This window comes from Kaistia hirudinis, assembly GCF_014196455.1.
GTDB lineage: Bacteria > Pseudomonadota > Alphaproteobacteria > Rhizobiales > Kaistiaceae > Kaistia > Kaistia hirudinis.
The window spans coordinates 92490-111559 of sequence record NZ_JACIDS010000001.1 but is presented as its reverse complement, the minus strand read 5'-3'; the positions used below and the strand labels follow the sequence as shown (position 1 = coordinate 111559).

The following is a 19070-nucleotide window of genomic DNA, read 5'->3' as shown; positions in this document are numbered from 1 at the left end:
AAAATGTTACTTCGGGAACTTGCCGAACATGCCTTCGAACGGCTTGTAGGCGTCCTTGGCGAACTCGGTCATCATCGCGCCGAGCTTCGTCATCTCGCCGACATAGCCCTCGTAAGCGGACTTCACATAGGCGCTCTGCACCTCGACCGCCGCCTCGATGCTCTTCGCGGCCATCAGCTTCTCGAGCGCGGCCGTGCCCGACTCGAAGCTCTTCTTCGAATAGTCCGCTGCCTCGACGGCCATCGCCTGCATGCCCTTGCCGAGCGCGTCCACGCTCTTCATGGTCAGATCGAGATTGTCCTTCGACGCCTTCTGCACGCTTTCGAAACCGTTGATCATCTCAACCTCCGCAGACGGACACTGCCCGATCGCGGGTCCGTTCGTGAATGATATTTAGGCATCGCAGCATAAAAGTCAACAAAAATTGCTGCGTTGCACAATCGGCGGAAAACGGCCCATCTCCTTGTCCTGTCTGGAATTCCGATTGCCGGTTACCGCGACCTTTACCGTTTCGTAACGTCGTTTGCCTAGCGTGAGGCCCTGATCGGGAGATTGCGGCGCACCAGGCGTCGTGGTCTTGCGGGGCGAGCCGAGGCCGGGAGACCGCCGTCATATGAAGGCGGCGCATATTTTTCCGGCACCTCGCCCCAAAAAAGCTCCGGTCACGATATTGTTATGTTGCGGGCACCGCCGATGCGAGAGCGTCGGCGTCGCGAGACGGGAGATATTGGTCGACATGTTGAAGGCTTTGAGCCCGATCGGCCGCCTTTTCGGACGGTCGTCCCGCGGTCTGTGTGCTGCGGTTGTGGTTGCCGGCGCCCTTACGGCGACAGCAGCGAGCACAGCCGAGGCGGCACCCCAGTCGGCGATCGTCGTCGATGCCAAGACGGGCAAGGTTCTCTACGCCAGCGACCCCGACGGCCTGCGCCATCCCGCCTCGCTCACCAAGATGATGACGCTCTATCTGCTGTTTGGCGAACTGCAGAGCGGCCGGTTCACGCTCGATTCCCAGCTCAAGGTCTCGCAGTTTGCCTCGCGCCAGGCGCCGACCAAGCTCGGCCTGAAGCCGGGCTCGACCGTTTCGGTCCGCGACGCGATGCTCGGCCTGATCACGCGCTCGGCGAATGACGCGGCCGTGGTGATCGCGGAGAACATCGCCGGATCGGAAGTCGCCTTCGCGAACCGCATGACGCAGACGGCCCGCTCGATCGGCATGTCGCGCACGACGTTCCGCAACGCCTCCGGCTTGCCCAATCCGAACCAGTGGACGACGGCGCGCGACATGGCGACGCTCGGCCGCGCCCTGCAGGCTCGTTACCCCACCTATTACCGCTATTTCTCGACCAAAGCCTTCGTCTATCGCGGCCAGACGATCGGCAACCACAACAAGCTGCTCGGCCGCGTCGAGGGCGTCGACGGCATCAAGACCGGCTACACGCGCGCCTCGGGCTTCAACCTCGTCTCCTCGGTCAAGCGCGACAATCGCTACATCGTCGCGTCCGTCATGGGCGGCAGCTCGGGCGCCTCGCGCGACAAGCAGATGGTCGGCCTGATCAACAAGTACATGCCCGTCGCCTATGCCGGCCCGGCCAAGGGTGGCTCGCTGTTCGCCAAGCTGGCCCCGGCCAAGGAAGCCGACGCGCCGCTGCCGACGCCGGCCCCTGCGCCCGCCCCGGCCGCCGTGGCGGCAGCGCCGGCCGTCGAGGAGCCCGATGCGATCGAGACCGCTTCGCTGGCCCCTGCCCCGCGCACCCGTCCCGGCCCGCAGGCCCGCGCCGTCATGACGCAGAACGCCGGCCCGAGCGACGACATGGCCGAAATCACCGAGCCCGCGCCGCAGGCGGTCGCCTATGCCCCGGCCGCAGCAGCGAGCCAGAATGACGGACCGCGCATGGTCTTCCAGCAGGGCCCGACCGGCAAGCAGGTCGCCCGTCCCGCCGTGATGACCGCGTCGGCTGCCGGCGGCCTCGCCCAGAATGATCCGTCCGAAGAGGGCGAGGAAGGCCAGACGATCGCCCAGGGCGATACGGATGACAGCACCGCCATGCCGACGGCCCGCGCCACGGCATCGGGCTGGAAGGTCCAGATCGCCGCCGCACCGACCGAGGACGGCGCCCGCTCGCTGCTCGACCAGGCCCGCGCCAAGGGCGGCAAGGCGCTGGCCTCCGCCAATCCCTCGGTCGAGGCCGTGGCCAAGGGCGGCGATACGTTCTACCGCGCCCGTTTCGTGGGCTTTGCCAACAAGGACAAGGCCCGCGCCGCCTGTGACTATCTGAAGAAGCGCTCCGTGAACTGCCTGGCCATCGCCGACTGAGTTGTCGGCGAAGGCCCGATAAACATCTCCCTTTTGTATTGCGTACGGGAGTTACCGATGTCCGCCGAGGAGTCTTTCCTTAGCCTCGTTGATCTGGGCGGCGAGAAACGTCGATCCCCCCTGGTCGGGATGAACGCGCTTCATAAGCCGACGATAGGCCGCCTGGATCTCGGCCTCGGTAGCGCCAGCCGAAAGGCCAAGGATCTCGTAGGCCTGCTGATCTGTCATGGTGCCCGGGCGCGCCGCGCGACCCGGCCCGCCTGCCGCATCACGCTGGAAGTGTTCACGCCAGCCGGGTATTCGGCGGTCGAGATGAGCTTCGAGGACGGCTCGATCCTGCGGACGTGAGCCGAGATCGCGCCACAGCGTCGCGAGTTCCCGGCCGTCGAGGCTGTCCAGCGGCCGCCCGGCGAAACGCCCCGTGCGGACGCGGCCATCGGCGATGACCGATCCCCGCTCCAGGATCGCCGGCTTCCACAGATAGAGCCCGGCGGCGATCAGCGGCACGCCGGCCACGGCGCGTCCCGTCGCCGTCATCACCACGCCGGTCGCGATCAGCGCCCCGCCCCCCGCGCGCCGCAGCATCTGCTTCATCGCGTCCGGCCCTTTCGGGCGAGCGAAGAGATAGACCAGCACGAGAGCCAGCAGGAACGCGGCGATGAAGGGTGCAGTGAGGCCCAAGGCGGTCTCCGATGGCGATCTCCGCTCGCCCTTCGGCATTGCGGCTGACCTCTAATGGGGTCTGGCGAAGGACCCCGCAATAGGCCAGAACATGCTGCCCCGCCTGAACATGAGACGAACACCATGACGAGCGCGCCCGCAATCTTCCGCACCATCGCCGATCTCCGCGCGACGACAGCCTCCTGGCACACGCAGGGCCTGCGCGTCGCCATGGTCCCGACCATGGGCGCGCTGCATGCCGGCCATCTCGCCCTCGTCGAGGCCGGACGCCAGCGCGCCGAGCGCATCGTCGTCACGATCTTCGTCAATCCGGCGCAATTCGCGCCGAACGAGGATTTCGCCGCCTATCCGCGCACCGAGACGAGCGACGTCGAGAAGCTCGCCGCGCTCGGCGTCGAGGCCGTCTTCGCGCCGAACGCTGCCGAGATGTATCCGCCGGGCTATGCCACCACGATCTCGCTCGACGGGCCGGCGAAGGGCCTCGAAACCGACTTCCGCCCGCACTTCTTCGCCGGTGTCGCGACCGTCGTCGCCAAGCTGCTGCTCGCCGGCTTTCCGGATTTCGCGATGTTCGGCGAGAAGGACTATCAGCAGTTGCTCGTCGTCCGCCGCATGGTCGCGGACCTTCGCCTGCCGACCGAGATCGTCGGCGTGCCGACCATGCGTGAGGCGGACGGGCTCGCCCTCTCCTCGCGCAACGCCTATCTCTCGGCCGAGGAGCGGGCGACAGCCGTGCGCCTCAATGCGACGCTGCGCCAGGTCGCGTCAGCGATCCGCGCCGGCGACGCCCCGGATGCGGTACTCGCCGCCGGCATCGACAGTCTGAAGGAAGCCGGCTTCCGCCCCGATTATCTCGCGCTGCGCAATGCCGAAACGCTCGCCGAGGTCGCCGACCTCAAGGCCGAACCCCTCCGCCTCCTCGCCGCCGCCTGGCTCGGCCGCACGCGCCTGATCGACAACATCGCCGCGTGAGGCTCACAGAAGCCCGAGTTCCGCGAGTTCGGCCTTGAGCGTTGCCGGGAGTTCGTCGCCGCCCTGTCCGCCTATGTCGGCGAGGTCGCGGGGGGCGTCCTTGGGGGCGAGGTAGCGCCAGCCCTGGAACGGGCGCTTCGGCTGCCATTCGGTGAGGATGACCTCGGGGTCGAACACGATCTCGCAGCGCTCGATGCCGTCCGCGCCGGTGACGGCGCGCAGATCCGTGATGCGCTGCCGGCACTGCACCTGGCCCTTCACCACCCAGTAGAGCGAGCCGCCGTCCAGCAGTTCCTCCGCCCGCTTCGGGAACATGCGCGTGACATGCGTATCCTCGGCCGGCAGGCCGAGCGCGCGCTTGTGGGCGAGGTCCTGCGCGATCCAGTCGACGATTTCCTCGACGCTCTCGACCCCGACGCAGAGCTTGATCATGTGCAGCGGCATGGCGAGACCCTCCGCCCCGGAACCGACGCCGTCAAAGGTGTGATGGCTTTTTTCCACAGAGACGATTGTGGGCGGGGTGCAAGCTGACCTATCAAGGCGGGATGGGCAAGGAAATCATCCCCGCGGTCGAGGCCGCCGCCAGCAAGATCGCGACCCTCGGCGTGATCGGGGCGCTGGTTCTGACGGCCGCCGGCATGATGCTGCATTCGCCGGTGCTCGGCGCTCTCGCGCTCATCGTCGTGCTGATCGCCGTGGTCTTCCGCCGGCCCCTCGCGCGCCTGTTCGTCCGGCGCCCATGAGGCCCTGCTCGTCCGGATCGCCGGGAGGCGCACCATGAGCATCGCCATGTCGACGCTGGATATCGTCGCGGTCCTGTTCTTCCTCGCCCTGTGGGCCGGCTATGCCTATGTGATCGGCCGGCTGAGCGGCACGGGACGATCTCTGTCCTCGGCCATGGACCACCAGCGGCGACAATGGATGCGCGTCATGGCGCGGCGCGACCTGCGCATGATCGACACCAGCATCATGAGCGGGCTGCAGAACGGCACGGCCTTCTTCGCCTCGACATCCCTGCTGGCCATCGGCGGCGCCTTCGCGCTGCTCAACGCCACGGATCGCATCTTCGGCGTCCTCAACGACCTCTCGATGGAACAGACCGTGCCGCGCGGGCTGTTCGAGGTGAAGGCGATCGGGCTTATCCTCATCTTCGGCTACGCCTTCTTCCAGTTCGGCTGGTCCTATCGCCTGTTCAACTACGCCTCGATCCTGGTCGGCGCGACGCCCACGGCTGCGCATGCCGGCGAGGCGGAGGCGATCGCCGCGGCCGACCGCGCCGCGCTCTTCACCATCACGGCCGGGCGCCATTTCAACCACGGTCTCCGCGCCTTCTTCTTCGCGGTCGGCTATCTCGGCTGGTTCATCAATGGCTGGGTGTTGATGCTGGCGACTGCCCTGATCTTCTCCGTCCAGCTTTATCGCCAGTTCCTGTCGCCTTCGGCCAAGGCGGTGATCGAGGCGGCACGAAAGGCACAGCAATGATCCCGAAAGACCCCGCGATTGCAGCCGCGCTGCTGGAGCGGCTCGCCGCCCTCCCCGCGGACAAGAGCCTCGACCCCACGGAACTCGCCCGCGCCCTCGCCGGAACGGATGAGAAGGCATGGGCGCGGCTGATGCCGTCGATCCGCCGCGTCGCGGTCAAGCTCGCCGGTCAGGGCCGCGCCAGCATCCTGCGCAAGGGCAAGCCGGTCGATCCCGCGACCTTCAAGGGCGTCTATCGCATCGGCGGCCCGCTCGCCGCGGGCATCGCCGAGCCGGTAGCCGACACGCCGGCTTGACGGGCCGCGTTCAGGGCGCGGGAAAGAGCGCGTCGGTGCGGCCGGCCAGGCGATAGGCGACGAGCCCGATCCACTCCTTCACCGCGAGATCGACCTGCGTCAGGCCGAGCGAAGGACGCGCCGACAGCAAGCCGAGCTGGTTCCAGCCATAGGTGCGGTAGTCGACCGGATAGGGCACGACGTCCCAGCCGGCGGCGCGGAAGCAGCCGACAGAGCGCGGCATGTGCCAGGCCGAGGTGACGAGCAGCCAGGTTTCGCCCGGCTTCGGATCGACCTTCGCCTTCGTCAGGCGCGCATTCTCCGCCGTGTCGCGGCTCGCAGACTCGAGCATGATGCGCTCATCCGCAATTCCGATCGCGCGGAAGAAGCCGGCCGCAGCACCCGCTTCGGTCGTGCCGTCGGGCTGCAGGTCGGCCGAGCCGCCGGTGAACACCAGCCGCGCTTCCGGATAACGGCGCGCCAGGATCGCCGCCTCGGTCAGGCGGTCGCCGGCATCGGTGAGCGCGAAGCCGCCGCGGATGCGGCTATTGTGCTGGTCGATGCCGCCGCCGAGCACGATGATCCCCGTCACGGGTCCCTTGAGATCTGGCGGCGGAAAGCGCTGCTCGAGCGGCAGGAGCAGCAGCACGCCGAGTTGCGTGAAGCCGCAGACGAGCAGGCCGGCGGTGGCGATGAGCACCGCCGCCCCGCCGAACGGCACGCGGCCAAGGCCGATCAGCAGCAGCCCGGCGAAGAGCAGCAGGAGCAACGCCGCCGAAGGCTGGGCGATGAACCAGAGGATCTTGGCGAGATAGAAGAACATCGGCGCGCCCTGCCGCTGCCGCGCCTCAGGCGTCCCAGTCGGGCGCGATCGATGCGAAATCGCAGATGCGGCGCTGCGTGCTGCCGAGCGCATCGATCGCGGCGACATCGTCGCCCGAGAGCTCGAAGCCGAAAATGTCGAGATTCTGGCGGATGCGCGCCGGATGGGAACTCTTCGGAATCGCGACGCAGCCCTTCTGCACCTGCCAGCGCAGCACGATCTGCGCCGGCGTGCGGCCGAACCGGCCGGCAATGTCCTGGATCACGGGCTCGTCCAGCACCTCCGCCTGGCCGAGCGGGCAATAGGCGACGAAGGCCGTGCCATGCGCCGCCGTGGCCGCGCGCAGCGCCGGCTGGTCGAGATAGGGGTGATGCTCGCACTGGTTCGCAACGATGGGCGCACTGGTCGCGGCCCAGGCCTCGTCGAGCAGGCGGATCGTATAATTGGAGACGCCGATATGGCGCGTCAGGCCGCGCTCCTTGACCGCGTTCAACGAACGGATGGTCTCGGTCGCGCTGAGGCTCTTGCTCGGCCAGTGGATCAGCAGGAGATCGACCTGATCGACTCCGAGGCGCGTCAGGCTGCCTTCGGCCGCGCGCATCATGTCATCACGCGCGAGCTGTTCCGGCGGGATCTTGGTCGTGAGAAAGAGATCATCGCGCGCAATGCCCGAGCGGCGGATGCCCTCCCCGACTTCGCTCTCGTTGCTGTAGCCGATCGCGGTGTCGATATGGCGATAGCCGAAGCCGATCGCGGCCTCGACCGCATCGGTGCAGGCCGGTCCGTTCAGCATCCAGGTCCCGAGACCGATCGCGGGGATGGACGCGCCATGCGCCTGAATGAACTGGGACATTGGGGACTCCGCCTGACATGAGGGCGGGACTGTCCGACGGCCGGCGTCTCCCCGTCAAGCGCGCGATCCGCAGAGGCGGCCCGATCCGACGCGCGTCCCCCGGTCAGGCCGGTGCGGTCTCGACCCGATCGCGGCCGCCGCGCTTGGCCATGTAGAGCGCACCGTCGGTCCGCTCCATGAGGCTCGTCAGGCCGGTCTCCCGCGCCCGCGCAATGGTGAGCCCGACGCTCACCGTCGTCGCGATCGCGGTTCCCGCGTGATCGATCGCCAGGCGGGCCAGTTCGAGGCGGATGCCCTCGGCGATGAGGTTTGCGCGCCGGGCATCCACGCCGGTCAGCAGAGCCGCGAACTCCTCGCCGCCGATCCGGCCGATGACGTCGGTCTGGCGCAACGACCGCCGCAGGATTTCGGCGAAGGCGACCAGCACGGCGTCGCCGGCGGCATGGCCGTGGCTGTCATTGACCTCCTTGAAGCGGTCGAGATCGAACAGCAGCAGGCCGATATCCGAATCGGTCAGCGTGGCCGTCTTGAGCTGGGCCGATGCCGCCTCGACGAACGCGCCGCGATTGAGCAGCCCCGTCAGCGCATCCTGGGAGGCCTGCCGGCGGAGCCTGTGCACCGTCCGCTGCTGCGTCATGACGAGGGAGAGGACGGTCGCGCCGAACAGACAATAGATCGAGAACAGGACCGGCAGCGAGAGCCAGCCGTCGCTGAGTCGGGCCGAAACCTGATGCCTGTTCAACAGGGCGAACACGACCTCGCCGGCGGCCACGAACGATGCGGCGAGGCAGAGCACGCCGATCGGACGCCGTGCCGGCAAGCGGTCCGCGCCGCGGATCCAGATCTCATAGCTGAGACCGAAGGCGAAGAGCGTGATGCCGGTCCAGCCCGCCGCGGTGCGCAGCGGGAACGACGCGTAGAAGTCGGGATGCAGGCACGCGAGGAGCCAAAGCACCGGCGGAACGATCACCGCGGCGGGCCGGGACCTGCGGTGGTTGAACGCGCGGAACCCGTTCCAGCACATGCCGAGCCCTGCCAATATGCCGGCATTGGCGACGACGATCGATATCCAGTCCGGAATCAGGCCGCGCAGAGCGACGAGCAGAAAGGACGGGCCAACGAGGAGCAGCGCCAGGGCCAGATTCAGCATGTAGCGCGCATTGGCCGACCGGCGCGACTGCACCAGCATGCCCATGGCGAGCATCAGCGTCAGGCCGGCCAGAACGACCAGCAATGTCGGTACATCAAGGCGCACGCGCGATTGGCTCCGGTTGCGACGGCGCCGCAAGCGCTGCGATCGCGACACGGAGCGAACCTAAGGGCTAAACCGCCCGTTGAGTAGACCGATCCGGAGCCAGCGTTAGGATTGCGACAATATCAACCGACGAAATTGCGCACCACTTCGATCACCCGCGCGACCTCGTCATTGGTCAGATCCGGGTTCATCGGCAGGCTGAGAACGGTGTTCGCCAGACGCTCGGAGACCGGCAGCGGACGCTTCGGCGCCTCGGCGAACGCCGGGTGCTGGTGCAGCGCGAGGCGATAGAACAGCGCATTGCCGATCCCGTTCGCGTCGAGCTCCGCCTTGAGACGGTCGCGGCCGTCGAAGGTGACCGTGTAGAGCGCATTGGCGCTGAGCGTGCCGGCGGGACGCTTCTGGACGCCGAGCACGCCCTTGAAGGCGGCGTCATAGGCCTTGGCGATCTCGTCGCGGCGGATGAGCTCGTCGTCGAAAATGGTGAGCTTGGCGAGCAGGATCGCCGCCTGCAGCGTGTCGAGGCGGCCGGTGATGCCGTTGCGAACGGCCACGTCGCCCGTGCCCTGGCGCCCATGCGAGCGGAGCGTGCGCACCGCGTCGGCAATCGCGTCGTCGTCGGTGAGGATCGCGCCGCCATCGCCATAGCAGCCGAGCGGCTTGGTCGGATAGAAGCTCGTCGCCGAGATCGTGGCCATGCCGCCGACGCGGCTGTTGCCCGCGCGGCCGCCGAAGCTCTGCGCCGCGTCTGAGAACACGGTGAGCCCGTGACGGACCGCGATCGCGCCGATCGCCTCGTAATCCGCCGGCAGGCCGTAGAGATCGACCGGCATGACCGCGCGGGGCTTCAGCTCGCCTGCGGCCAGCACCTCGGCCACGGCGCGCTCGAGATCGGCCGGATCCATGTTGAACGTGTCGGGATCGACATCGACGAAGACCGGCGTCGCCTGCACAGAGCAGACGGCACCCGCCGTCGCGGCGAAGGTGAAGGCGGGGACGAACACCGCATCGCCCGGTCCGATGCCGAGCGCCATCAGCCCGATCATCAGCGCGTCGCGCCCGCTGGAGACGCCGATCGCGTGCGGCACGGCGGCGTAGGCGGCGAGCTTTTGCTCGAGCTGCTCGACCTCCGGGCCGAGGATGAACTGGCCATGATTGAGCACGGCGTCCATGCGTGCGCGGACATCGTCATGGATGCGGCGCTGCTGGCGCTGAAGGTCGAAGAAGGCGACACGGCCCGGCGCAACGGTGACGGCCGGACGGGGCTGGGACGACATCAGAGAGAACCTCCGGGTGAGATGACGGCGCCGGTCGGGGCGAGCGCGATGCGGTCCAGGATCGCCTTGGCGACCACGAGGGCATCGAGCCCCGCCTGCCCGTCGACGACGGGCCGCGAATGCTTCGCGACGGCGTCGAGGAAGGAATCGATTTCGAGTGCCAGATTGTCGCTGGCGGGCACGGTGATCTCCTGGCGCGAATCGACGCCGTTGCCCCGGTCGTAGGAGGCGACGGTGCGCTGCGCGAGATCGGCCGTCCAGTGGCGCGCGGGCTCGACCACGCGGATCACGCGCTCGGTCCGCTCCGCGACGCGGCTGGCGGACAGATGCGCCGTGGCGCCATTGGCGAAGCGCAGTTGCGCATGGGCATAGTCATTGGTTGGCGCCAGAACTGGCGAGCCGACGGCCGAGACAGATTCGACCGGCGCACCGACGAGGGTGAGCACGAGGTCGATATCGTGGATCATCAGGTCGAGCACGACGTCGACGTCGATCGCCCTGCCCCGCCAGGGTCCGATGCGCGTGCACTCGACCGAGAGCGGCTGCACGGCGCGCTCGCGGAGCGCGGCGAAGACCGGCGAGAAGCGCTCGATATGGCCGACCTGCAGCACGGCGCCGCTGGCGGCCGCGCGGGCGATCAGATCGCGCGCGGCCTCGGGCGTGTCGGCGATCGGCTTCTCGATCAGCACATGAATGCCGGCATCGAGAAAGTCGCCGGCGACTTCATGATGCAGCGAGGTCGGGACCGTGATGGAGACGGCGTCGACGCGCCCGATTAGCGCGCGATGATCGGCAAACGCCTCGGCGCCATGGGCAGCGGCCGTGGCGCTCGCCCGCTCGGCATCGGCGTCGGCGACGGCAACCAGATAGGCTTTCGGATTGGCCGCGTGGTGACGCGCATGGAACGAGCCGAAATAGCCGAGGCCGACAACCCCCGTCCTGATGGCTCCGCTCGACGATCCCTGCGACAATCCCGACTTGCCTTTCGGTTCGGCGCGCGATGCGTGCGCCGCACAATCCCCGCTCCCCGTCTAACGCTTTTGGCGGAGAAGTCGATTGTCGACCATCAAAACACGGTCACATTTTGTCCGTCCGGGAAACATGGCGCGAAGCTTGGGCCGCCGCCCGGCATAGCTGGCTCAACCGAACCACAGGGCCGCGAATCCGAGGAAGGAGAAGAAGCCGACGAGATCGGTGATCGTCGTCACGAAGGCGCCCGACGCGACGGCGGGATCGGCCTTCAGCTTGTTGAGGGCCAGCGGAATCAGGATGCCGCCGAGCGAGGCGGCGATCAGGTTGATGATCATCGCCGCAGCGATGACCACGCCGAGATCGACGATCCCGAAGCGCAGGATCGCCATGACGGCCACGATCACGGCGAAAAACACGCCGTTGAGCAGCCCGACCAGCAATTCGCGCCCGACGACGCGCATTGCATTGTGCGGCCCGAGCGCCCGCGTGGCGAGCGCGCGCACCGCGACCGTCATGGTCTGCGTGCCGGCATTGCCGCCCTGGCTGGCGACGATGGGCATCAGCACGGCCAGCGCCACCATGCGCTGCAATTCGCCCTGGAACAGGCCGATCACGGCGGAGGCGAGAATGGCGGTGACGAGATTGATGCAGAGCCACGGCAGGCGGCTCTTGATGATGTCCCAGAGGCGGTCGGACATCTCCTCGTCGCCGACGCCCGCGAGGCGCTTGATGTCGCGGTCGGCCTCCTCCTCGATCACGTCGACCACGTCGTCGATGGTCATCAGGCCGACCAGGCGGCCCGATTCGTCGACGACGGCGGCCGAGATCAGATTATAGCGCTGGAAGAGCCGCGCGACCGATTCGAGTTCGTCGGTCGCATGGACGAGCTGCGGCGATTCATCGACGAGTTCCTCGATCCGCTGCGTCCGCTTGGCGCGCAGCAGCCGGTCGAGCCCGACGCGCCCGAGCAGGCGATAGGATGGATCGACGACGAAGACCTCGTGGAACGCCTCCGGCAGTTCCTCGGCCTCGCGCAGATAGTCGCCTGTCTGCCCGACCGTCCAGAACGGCGCGATGGCAATGAACTCGGTCTGCATGCGCCGGCCGGCGCTGTCCTCGGGATAATCGAGGCTGCGCTTGAGCGCGATGCGCTCGACCGAGGGAATCTGCGCGAGAATCTCCTCGCGCTCTTCCTGGTCGAGATCCTCGAGAATGTAGACCGCGTCGTCCGAATCGAGGTCGCGCACGCCGTCGGCGACGGTCTCGGGCGACAGATCCTCGAGAATCTCGACGCGGGTCGTCTCGTCGAGCTCGGTCAGCGCCGTGAAGTCGAACGAATCGCCGAGGAGTTCGATCAGCGCGGGGCGCTGTTCGGAAGCGAGCTGTTCGAGGATGGCGCCGAGGTCCGCCTCGTGCAGATCGTCCGTCAGGCGGCGCGCCGCCTCCGCGTCGCGCTGCTCGATCGCCCGCTCCAGCGCGTCCATGAACGCGGCTGAGAGATTGTCATTGGCGTCGCGCAACGGAATCGGCTCCGCCTCGGGGCGGAGTTCGGGCTCGATCGTCGTCGGATCCGACATGAGACCTCCGCTTGGGTGGGGGCGGACGATGTGGGGGAGGCAGACGGCCGAGCTTTAGTCGTCAGCGCTTGGCGCCGTAAAGCGAAAACAGGAATCGGGCGGCGATGCGTATCGCGGGGCGGCCGATCATTGCGGCGGCGCAACATGCCGATCGCACGCCTGAAAACGAGAACGGCGGCCCGAGGGCCGCCGTCATCATCATGTTCACCGGTTTGGTGCGGTCGAGAAGACTCGAACTTCCACGCCTTGCGGCACAGCGACCTCAACGCTGCGCGTCTACCAATTCCGCCACGACCGCAGTCCGATCCGGCGAACGGGCGGGGATGTAGCAAATGGATCCGGTGGTGGCAAGCGCAAGCTGTGGACGAGCGAACAGGAAAGACGCTTCTTGCAGCCGGCGCCTGCGCTGCCGATATTCCCCCGGTCACCCCAAGGCTCCGACGGAAGCCGGATCGCACCACGTCCAGGCAGGAATTCAATGGAAACCGCAGCCCTCGACCGGGCCTCCCTCGGCCATGCCATGCACCCGGCTCCGGGAAGCGAACCGGTCGAATGGGTGATCGCCGAGGGCCTCGTCGAATACCCGGATGCCGTCGCCGAAATGGAATCGCGCGTCGCGGCGATCAGCGCCGGCACGGCGCGGGAGCGCGTCTGGCTCGTCGAGCATCCGCCGCTCTATACGGCCGGAACCAGCGCGAGCGCGGAAGACCTGCTCGCCCCTGCCCGCTTCCCCGTCCATACGACGGGGCGCGGCGGCCAGTACACCTATCACGGCCCCGGCCAGCGCGTGGCCTATGTGATGCTCGACCTCGGACGACGCGGGCGCGACGTGCGCCGCTTCGTCGCGACGCTCGAGGATTGGGTCATCAAGACGCTTGGCCATTTCAACGTGACCGGCGAGCGGCGCGAGGATCGCGTCGGCGTCTGGGTACGACGGCCCGACCGGGGAGTGGATGTCGAAGACAAGATCGCGGCGATCGGCATCCGTGTCCGGCGCTGGGTGAGCTTTCACGGCGTCTCGATCAATCTCGAGCCGGAGCTCTCCCATTTCGACGGCATCGTGCCCTGCGGCATACGCGGCCACGGCGTGACGAGCCTTTCGGACCTCGGCCGGATCGTCGCGATGCCCGAGCTCGATTCGGTCCTGCGGGCCGAATTCGAAGAGCATTTCGGGCCGACGGCATCCGCCTGAGCCGACTTCAGAAACTCGGCGCCACCAGAAACGGGCCGTCGAGCGGCTCGACCACCGCGATGCGCTCGACACGCTCGACGCGCGCCAGACGCGGCCCGGCGAGGCAGGCGGCGATCATGGCCTCGACCACCGCGCTCTCGCCGCTCAGCACCGCCTCGACGCTGCCGTCGCGCCGGTTCCGCACCCAGCCGGAGAGGCCGCGCGCAACGGCCTCCCGTTCGACGAAGGCGCGATAGCCGACGCCCTGGACCGTGCCGGTGACGCGGATATGCACACCGACCCGTCCGCTCACGGCCGCCGCTCCAATTGCCGCAGGACCTCGCCGGCCAGCGCCGCGACATCGTCCACCATCGCATCGGGCGGGAAGGCCGCGAACTCCTCGGGACTGCCATAGCCCCAGGAAACGCCGATGACGCGCAGCCCGTTGGCGCGGGCGCCTTCCACGTCATGCCGCCGGTCGCCGACCATGACGCTGCGCAGCGGATCGACGCGCTCCTCGGCGAGCAGATGGCCGATCAGATCGGCCTTGGCGACCAGCCTTCCGTCGAATTCTGAGCCGTAGATTCGGTCGAGCTGGTCGGCAAAACCGAAATGCGAGGCGATCGACTCACAGAAGGCGCGCGGCTTCGAGCTGGCGATATAAAGTCGCAGGCCGGCCGCACGCAGATCCGTCAGCATCTGCGGAATGCCGTCGAAGACGCGGTTCTCGTAGATGCCGATCGGCGCATAGCGCTCGCGATAAAGGCGCAGGGCCTCCTTGGCGAGAACGGCATCGCCGCCGAGCATCGTCGCGAACGCCCCCTCGAGCGGCGGACCAACCGCAGCGCGCAGGGTTTGCTCGTCGGCAGGCGGATATCCGAGCCGCTCGAGCGCATAGAGAATGGACGCACTGATCCCCGGATAGGGATCGGTCAGGGTGCCGTCGAGGTCGAGCAGCACGGCCGGTGTCATCGGCAACACTCCGCAGGTTTCGGTTTGGTGGTACACTGCGCGGGCTTGCGCGGGTTGGGTCGCGGCGTCAAGCTCCAGCGCGCTGTCATAGTATGGACATGTGCGTCCGCCACGAGGATGGGAAGAGTGACCGTATCCCGGATCGAATCGTTGGCCAGTGCGAAGCCCATGGAAGCGATGAGCCGCCCCGACATGTCTCCCTGCCCTGCCGCCGAACGGGAAACCTCCCGATGAACATTCTGGCCTGGGCCGGCATCGCCTTCTGCGCCGCGACGGCATTCATCCAGTTCGTGACGATCGCGATCGTCATCCTGCGGGGTCGCATCGCCGTCGGCAAGCTCTACGCCAAGCCGGCCGTGACCCCGGCGATCTCCATCCTGCGGCCCGTCTGCGGGCTCGAGAATTCGATCGAGCGCACGCTGCGCTCCGGCTTCGAACTCGATTATCCCGAATATGAACTCGTCTTCTGCGTGGCGAATGGCGACGACCCGATCGTTCCGGTGGTCGAGAAGCTCATGGCCGAATATCCGCAGGTTCCCGCCCGCCTCCTCGTCGGCGACGACCGCGTCAGCATCAATCCCAAGCTCAACAATCTGGTGAAGGGCTGGAAGACGGCGCGGCATGACTGGATCGTCATGGCAGACAGCAATGTGCTGATGCCGCACGATTATCTCATCCGCATGCTCAGCCGCTGGTCGCCGACCACCGGCCTCGTCTGCTCGCCGCCGCTCGGCAGCGAGCCGGACGGCATCGCCTCCGAGGTCGAGTGCGCCTTCCTGAACACCTTCCAGGCCCGCTGGCAGCTGGCGGCCGACGCGATCGGCAACGGCTTCGCGCAGGGCAAATCGATGCTCTGGCGGCGCGAATATCTGGACGACAATGGCGGCATCGAAGCGCTCGGCGCCGAGGCGGCCGAGGATGCGGCGGCGACCAAGGTCATCCGCGGCGCGGGCCGCCATGTCCGCCTCGTCGAGCTCCCGTTCCCGCAGCCGCTCGGCCGGCGCACCTTCCGCGCCGTCTGGTCGCGGCAGCTGCGCTGGGCCCGGCTGCGCCGCGTCACCTTCCCGGTCTTCTTCTCGTTCGAACTGATCGTCGGCGGCTTCTTCCCGCTGCTGGTCGCGCTCGCGCTCGGCCTGTTCGACGTGATCCCGCTCTGGTCCGCGGCTCTCCTCGCCGTCGCCTGGTACGGTTCCGAGGTGGCGCTCGCCATCAGCCTCGGCTGGACATCGACGCCGAAACAGGTGCTCGCCTGGATCCTGCGCGACGTGGCCCTGCCCTTCCTCTGGGTCGCCGCCGTCTCGGGCAGCGGTTTCGAATGGCGCGGCAACCTCATGAATGTAAAGGAAGACAGCCTCGTCGAGGCTGACTGAGGCTTCGCCGTCCGCCGCGTCAGCGCGCTTCAGGCGAAGCGCATGATCACCGCGTCGACCGCGAGGCTGTCGCCCGGCTTGGCCTTCACCTCGGCCACCGTCAGGTCGCGCTCCGCGCGGAGCACGTTCTCCATCTTCATCGCCTCGACGATCGCGAGCGTCTCGCCGGCCTTAACCTGCTGGCCCTCGGTCACGGCGATCGACACGACCAGGCCCGGCATCGGGCAGAGCAGGAACTTCGAGGTATCGGCCACCCGCTTCTCGGGCATGACGCGGTCGAGTTCGGCCACGCGCGTGCCGAGAACGCGCGCGACGACGTCGACGCCGCGATGGACCAGCCGGTCCGACGTCCCGCTGCGGCGGACCTGGACCGTGAACGCATCATCGCCGACCGCTCCCACCCAGACCGGCTCGCCGGGCCGCCAGGATGAGCGAACCTCGAGCGTCGGATCCGCGCCGTCGAAGCCGACCCGCACCGAGAGCGGCGCGACGGCATCGACCTCGGCGCTGATGGCGATCTCCTCGCGGCCGAGCTTCACCACCCAATCGCGCCGCCAGCGGCGGCCATGCGGGGCCAACCGCCCGGGCAGCCGATCGAGCCGGTCCTTGCGCACGATTTCCATCGCGAGGGCCGCGACGGCGAGCTTGCGCATCTCGGCCGGTGTGGCGACCGCGCCCTTGAAGCCCTCAGGGAACTCATCGGCAATGAAGGCCGTCGAGAGCCGTCCCTCGGCCCAGCGCGGATGCGACACGAGCGCGGAGAGGAAGGGAATGTTGTGCTGGATGCCGTCGATCACGAAGGCGTCCAGAGCCTCGCCCATGGCTGCCGTCGCCGCTTCGCGCGTCGGCGCGTGGGTGCAGAGCTTGGCGATCATCGGGTCGTAATAGATCGAGATCTCCGATCCTTCGACGACGCCGGTGTCATTGCGGACCGTGACGCCGCCTTCCTTGCGCTCGGCCGGTGGCTGGTAGCGGGTCAGGCGTCCGATCGAGGGCAGGAACTCGCGATAGGGATCCTCGGCATAGACGCGGCTCTCGATCGCCCATCCGTCGAGGCGGACATCCGCCTGCGTGAAGGAGAGCTTTTCGCCCGCCGCGACACGGATCATCTGCTCGACGAGGTCGAGCCCGGTGACGAGCTCCGTCACGGGGTGCTCGACCTGGAGGCGGGTGTTCATCTCGAGGAAGAAGAAGCTCTTGTCCTGCCCCGCCACGAACTCGACCGTGCCGGCCGAATCGTAGCCGACGGCCCGCGCGAGTGCGACCGCCTGCTCGCCCATGGCGCGGCGCGTCGCCGCGTCGAGCAGCGGCGACGGCGCTTCCTCGATGACCTTCTGGTTGCGGCGTTGGATCGAGCATTCGCGCTCGCCGAGATAGACGGCATTGCCGTGCTTGTCGGCGAGAAGCTGGATCTCGATATGGCGCGGCTCGACGATGAACTTCTCGATGAAGACGCGATCATCGCCGAACGAGGAGCGCGCCTCGGAGCGCGCCATGCGGAAGCCCTCGCGGGCAGAGGCGTCGTCGCGGGCGATGCGCATGCCCTTGCCGCCGCCGCCGGCCGAGGCCTTGATCATGACGGGATAGCCGATCTCGGCCGCAATCCTTGCCGCCTCGTCCTCGGTCTCGATGACGCCGAGATGGCCCGGAACGGTAGAGACGCCCGCCGCCGCCGCGGCTTTCTTCGATTCGATCTTGTCGCCCATCGCCGCGATCGCCGCGGCGTTCGGGCCGATGAAGACGATGCCGGCCGCCGCCAGCGCCTCGGCGAAGGCCGTGCGCTCCGACAGGAAGCCATAGCCGGGATGGATCGCCTGCGCGCCCGTCTGCCGGGCGGCCGCGACGATCGCGTCGATGACCAGATAGGACTGCGCGGCCGGCGCCGGACCGATATGGACCGCCTCGTCCGCCATCTCGACATGCAGCGCGTCGCGATCCGCATCCGAGAATACGGCGACCGTTCCGATCCCCATGCGCCGCGCCGTACGAATGATCCGGCAGGCTATCTCGCCCCGGTTGGCGATCAGAATCTTGTCGAACATCAGCGCCACTTCGTCCCGTCTGTAACGCTTCTACGACGCCCCCGATGCGCCAGCAATCCTTGGCTGAGGAAACGCCCGTCTGCCCTTGACAGCGGATCATTCGTCGTACGATTCTCTTGCCAAGAACAAGGCCGGGAGGAGAAGGGACCAACGGCCGGGTCCGCGGCGTGCGGCAGCAAGACCGCGCCAACTTCGCATCACATCGGTCCGTCAGGCGCTTTCTCGGGGAGGAGAGGCGATTGGATGAGACGTCAGCGACGGAAGCCGTGGCCGAGCCCGGCTTCCGCGACATCGTACGCCTCGAGGGCGTGCAGAAATATTTCGGCTCCGTGCATGCGCTCCGCGACATCAGCCTCGCGATCGGGCGCAACGAGATCGTCGGCCTGATCGGCGACAATGGCGCGGGCAAATCGACCCTGATCAAGGTCATGACCGGCGTGCTCGCGCCCACCGCCGGCAAGATCTTCATCCGCGACCGCGAAGTCGATCTCGCCGACTATTCGGTCCGCATGGCGCACGACCTCGCGATCGAGACCGTCTACCAGGACAAGTCGCTCGCCGACAAACAGCCGCTCTGGCGCAATTTCTTCGTCGGCCGGCAGATCACCAACCGCTTCGGCTATATCGACATCAAGCGGGAAAAGAAGATCGCCGAAGAGGTGCTGCTGCGCTCGATCGGCTTCCGCGGGGTCGGCATTACCGTCGATTCGACGGTCGCCCAGCTCTCGGGCGGCGAGCGCCAGGGCATCGCGATCGGCCGGGCGATGCATTACAATTCCGACCTGATCGTGCTCGACGAGCCGACGGTCGCCCTCGCCGTCAAGGAAGTCCGGAAGGTCCTCGACTTCGTCCGGCGGATCAAGGATTCCGGCCGCGCCTGCGTCTATATCGAGCACAACCTCGCCCATGTGCACGAGGTCGCCGACCGGCTGATCGTGCTGGACCGCGGCAGCGTCGTCGCGGAGATCGCGCCGCGCGACATGTCGGTCGCCGACCTGACCGAATTCCTGATCGATCTGCAGAAGGCGAAGTGA

At 67.6% G+C, this 19070-nt stretch carries 20 protein-coding genes and 1 tRNA gene; 8 read left to right on the top strand and 13 right to left on the bottom strand.

Annotation, left to right across the window (positions count from 1 at the left end; all coding sequences use genetic code 11):
- Positions 1-6 precede the first annotated feature (6 nt).
- Positions 7-339, bottom strand: coding sequence for a phasin family protein (locus tag GGR25_RS00560; RefSeq protein WP_183396791.1), 333 nt, complete (start codon positions 337-339; stop codon positions 7-9).
- A gap of 397 nt (positions 340-736) precedes the next feature.
- Here GGR25_RS00560 and GGR25_RS00555 point away from each other — a divergent pair, with 397 nt between their 5' ends.
- Complete coding sequence (locus GGR25_RS00555) at positions 737-2314, top strand: D-alanyl-D-alanine carboxypeptidase (protein ID WP_183396790.1); 1578 nt, start codon at positions 737-739, stop codon at positions 2312-2314.
- Between the two features lie 51 nt (positions 2315-2365).
- Here the strand turns inward: GGR25_RS00555 and GGR25_RS00550 are convergent, their stop codons facing one another.
- Positions 2366-2995 carry a DnaJ domain-containing protein gene (locus tag GGR25_RS00550; protein WP_210299768.1) on the bottom strand — a complete coding sequence of 210 codons (630 nt, stop codon included), beginning with the start codon at positions 2993-2995 and terminating at the stop codon, positions 2366-2368.
- 123 nt (positions 2996-3118) lie between these two features.
- Between GGR25_RS00550 and panC the strand changes: the two genes are divergently transcribed.
- Positions 3119-3967 (top strand): pantoate--beta-alanine ligase, encoded by an 849-nt coding sequence (panC, locus tag GGR25_RS00545; protein WP_183396788.1) that lies wholly within the window; start codon positions 3119-3121, stop codon positions 3965-3967.
- Between the two features lie 3 nt (positions 3968-3970).
- On the opposite strand, the gene GGR25_RS00540 is transcribed toward panC, so the two are convergent.
- Positions 3971-4411 (bottom strand): DUF1489 family protein, encoded by a 441-nt coding sequence (locus GGR25_RS00540; RefSeq protein ID WP_183396787.1) that lies wholly within the window; start codon positions 4409-4411, stop codon positions 3971-3973.
- 101 nt (positions 4412-4512) lie between these two features.
- On the opposite strand from GGR25_RS00540, the gene GGR25_RS00535 reads away from it, so the two are divergent.
- Genes GGR25_RS00535 through GGR25_RS00525 form a run of 3 tightly spaced genes read left to right on the top strand, consistent with a single transcriptional unit; the run spans position 4513 to position 5745 of the window.
- Positions 4513-4710 carry a hypothetical protein gene (locus tag GGR25_RS00535; protein WP_183396786.1) on the top strand — a complete coding sequence of 66 codons (198 nt, stop codon included), beginning with the start codon at positions 4513-4515 and terminating at the stop codon, positions 4708-4710.
- A gap of 34 nt (positions 4711-4744) precedes the next feature.
- On the top strand, positions 4745-5449 hold the full coding sequence (locus GGR25_RS00530) for a DUF599 domain-containing protein (RefSeq protein WP_246409122.1): 705 nt from the start codon (positions 4745-4747) through the stop codon (positions 5447-5449).
- Positions 5446-5745: a DUF3253 domain-containing protein gene (locus GGR25_RS00525; RefSeq protein ID WP_183396785.1), complete on the top strand. Its 300-nt coding sequence runs from the start codon at positions 5446-5448 to the stop codon at positions 5743-5745. Before GGR25_RS00530 ends, GGR25_RS00525 begins: the two co-directional genes overlap by 4 nt.
- 10 nt (positions 5746-5755) lie before the next feature.
- Here GGR25_RS00525 and GGR25_RS00520 read toward each other — a convergent pair whose 3' ends face one another.
- From GGR25_RS00520 to GGR25_RS00490, 7 genes are all read right to left on the bottom strand, one after another.
- Positions 5756-6547: a YdcF family protein gene (locus tag GGR25_RS00520; protein WP_183396784.1), complete on the bottom strand. Its 792-nt coding sequence runs from the start codon at positions 6545-6547 to the stop codon at positions 5756-5758.
- 25 nt (positions 6548-6572) lie between these two features.
- Complete coding sequence (locus tag GGR25_RS00515) at positions 6573-7400, bottom strand: aldo/keto reductase (protein WP_183396783.1); 828 nt, start codon at positions 7398-7400, stop codon at positions 6573-6575.
- 103 nt (positions 7401-7503) lie between these two features.
- A complete protein-coding gene (locus GGR25_RS24970; RefSeq protein ID WP_183396782.1) occupies positions 7504-8655 on the bottom strand; it encodes a diguanylate cyclase in 1152 nt (383 codons plus the stop codon).
- Positions 8656-8777: 122 nt separating this feature from the next.
- Positions 8778-9932, bottom strand: a complete 1155-nt coding sequence (locus tag GGR25_RS00505) for a DegT/DnrJ/EryC1/StrS family aminotransferase (protein ID WP_183396781.1) — start codon at positions 9930-9932, stop codon at positions 8778-8780.
- Positions 9932-10903, bottom strand: coding sequence for a Gfo/Idh/MocA family protein (locus GGR25_RS00500; RefSeq protein WP_183396780.1), 972 nt, complete (start codon positions 10901-10903; stop codon positions 9932-9934). Before GGR25_RS00500 ends, GGR25_RS00505 begins: the two co-directional genes overlap by 1 nt.
- A 168-nt stretch (positions 10904-11071) precedes the next feature.
- A complete protein-coding gene (gene mgtE, locus GGR25_RS00495) occupies positions 11072-12481 on the bottom strand; it encodes a magnesium transporter (protein ID WP_183396779.1) in 1410 nt (469 codons plus the stop codon).
- 213 nt (positions 12482-12694) lie between these two features.
- Positions 12695-12779: transfer RNA gene (locus GGR25_RS00490), tRNA-Leu, on the bottom strand.
- A 180-nt stretch (positions 12780-12959) separates the two neighbouring features.
- Here GGR25_RS00490 and lipB point away from each other — a divergent pair.
- The gene (gene lipB, locus GGR25_RS00485; protein ID WP_183396778.1) at positions 12960-13673 is read left to right on the top strand and encodes a lipoyl(octanoyl) transferase LipB; all 714 of its coding nucleotides are present in this window, start codon (positions 12960-12962) and stop codon (positions 13671-13673) included.
- 7 nt (positions 13674-13680) lie between these two features.
- Here lipB and GGR25_RS00480 read toward each other — a convergent pair whose 3' ends face one another.
- Both GGR25_RS00480 and GGR25_RS00475 read right to left on the bottom strand, forming a co-directional pair.
- Positions 13681-13965 (bottom strand): acylphosphatase, encoded by a 285-nt coding sequence (locus GGR25_RS00480; protein ID WP_183396777.1) that lies wholly within the window; start codon positions 13963-13965, stop codon positions 13681-13683.
- Positions 13962-14624: an HAD hydrolase-like protein gene (locus tag GGR25_RS00475; RefSeq protein ID WP_183396776.1), complete on the bottom strand. Its 663-nt coding sequence runs from the start codon at positions 14622-14624 to the stop codon at positions 13962-13964. The genes GGR25_RS00480 and GGR25_RS00475 overlap by 4 nt, the downstream gene beginning before the upstream one ends.
- Positions 14625-14854: 230 nt before the next feature.
- Here GGR25_RS00475 and GGR25_RS00470 point away from each other — a divergent pair, with 230 nt between their 5' ends.
- A complete protein-coding gene (locus GGR25_RS00470) occupies positions 14855-15994 on the top strand; it encodes a ceramide glucosyltransferase (RefSeq protein ID WP_183396775.1) in 1140 nt (379 codons plus the stop codon).
- A 29-nt stretch (positions 15995-16023) separates the two neighbouring features.
- On the opposite strand, the gene GGR25_RS00465 is transcribed toward GGR25_RS00470, so the two are convergent.
- Positions 16024-18036, bottom strand: a complete 2013-nt coding sequence (locus tag GGR25_RS00465) for an acetyl-CoA carboxylase biotin carboxylase subunit (RefSeq protein ID WP_183396774.1) — start codon at positions 18034-18036, stop codon at positions 16024-16026.
- A gap of 239 nt (positions 18037-18275) precedes the next feature.
- Between GGR25_RS00465 and GGR25_RS00460 the strand changes: the two genes are divergently transcribed.
- On the top strand, positions 18276-19070 hold the full coding sequence (locus GGR25_RS00460; protein ID WP_210299767.1) for an ATP-binding cassette domain-containing protein: 795 nt from the start codon (positions 18276-18278) through the stop codon (positions 19068-19070).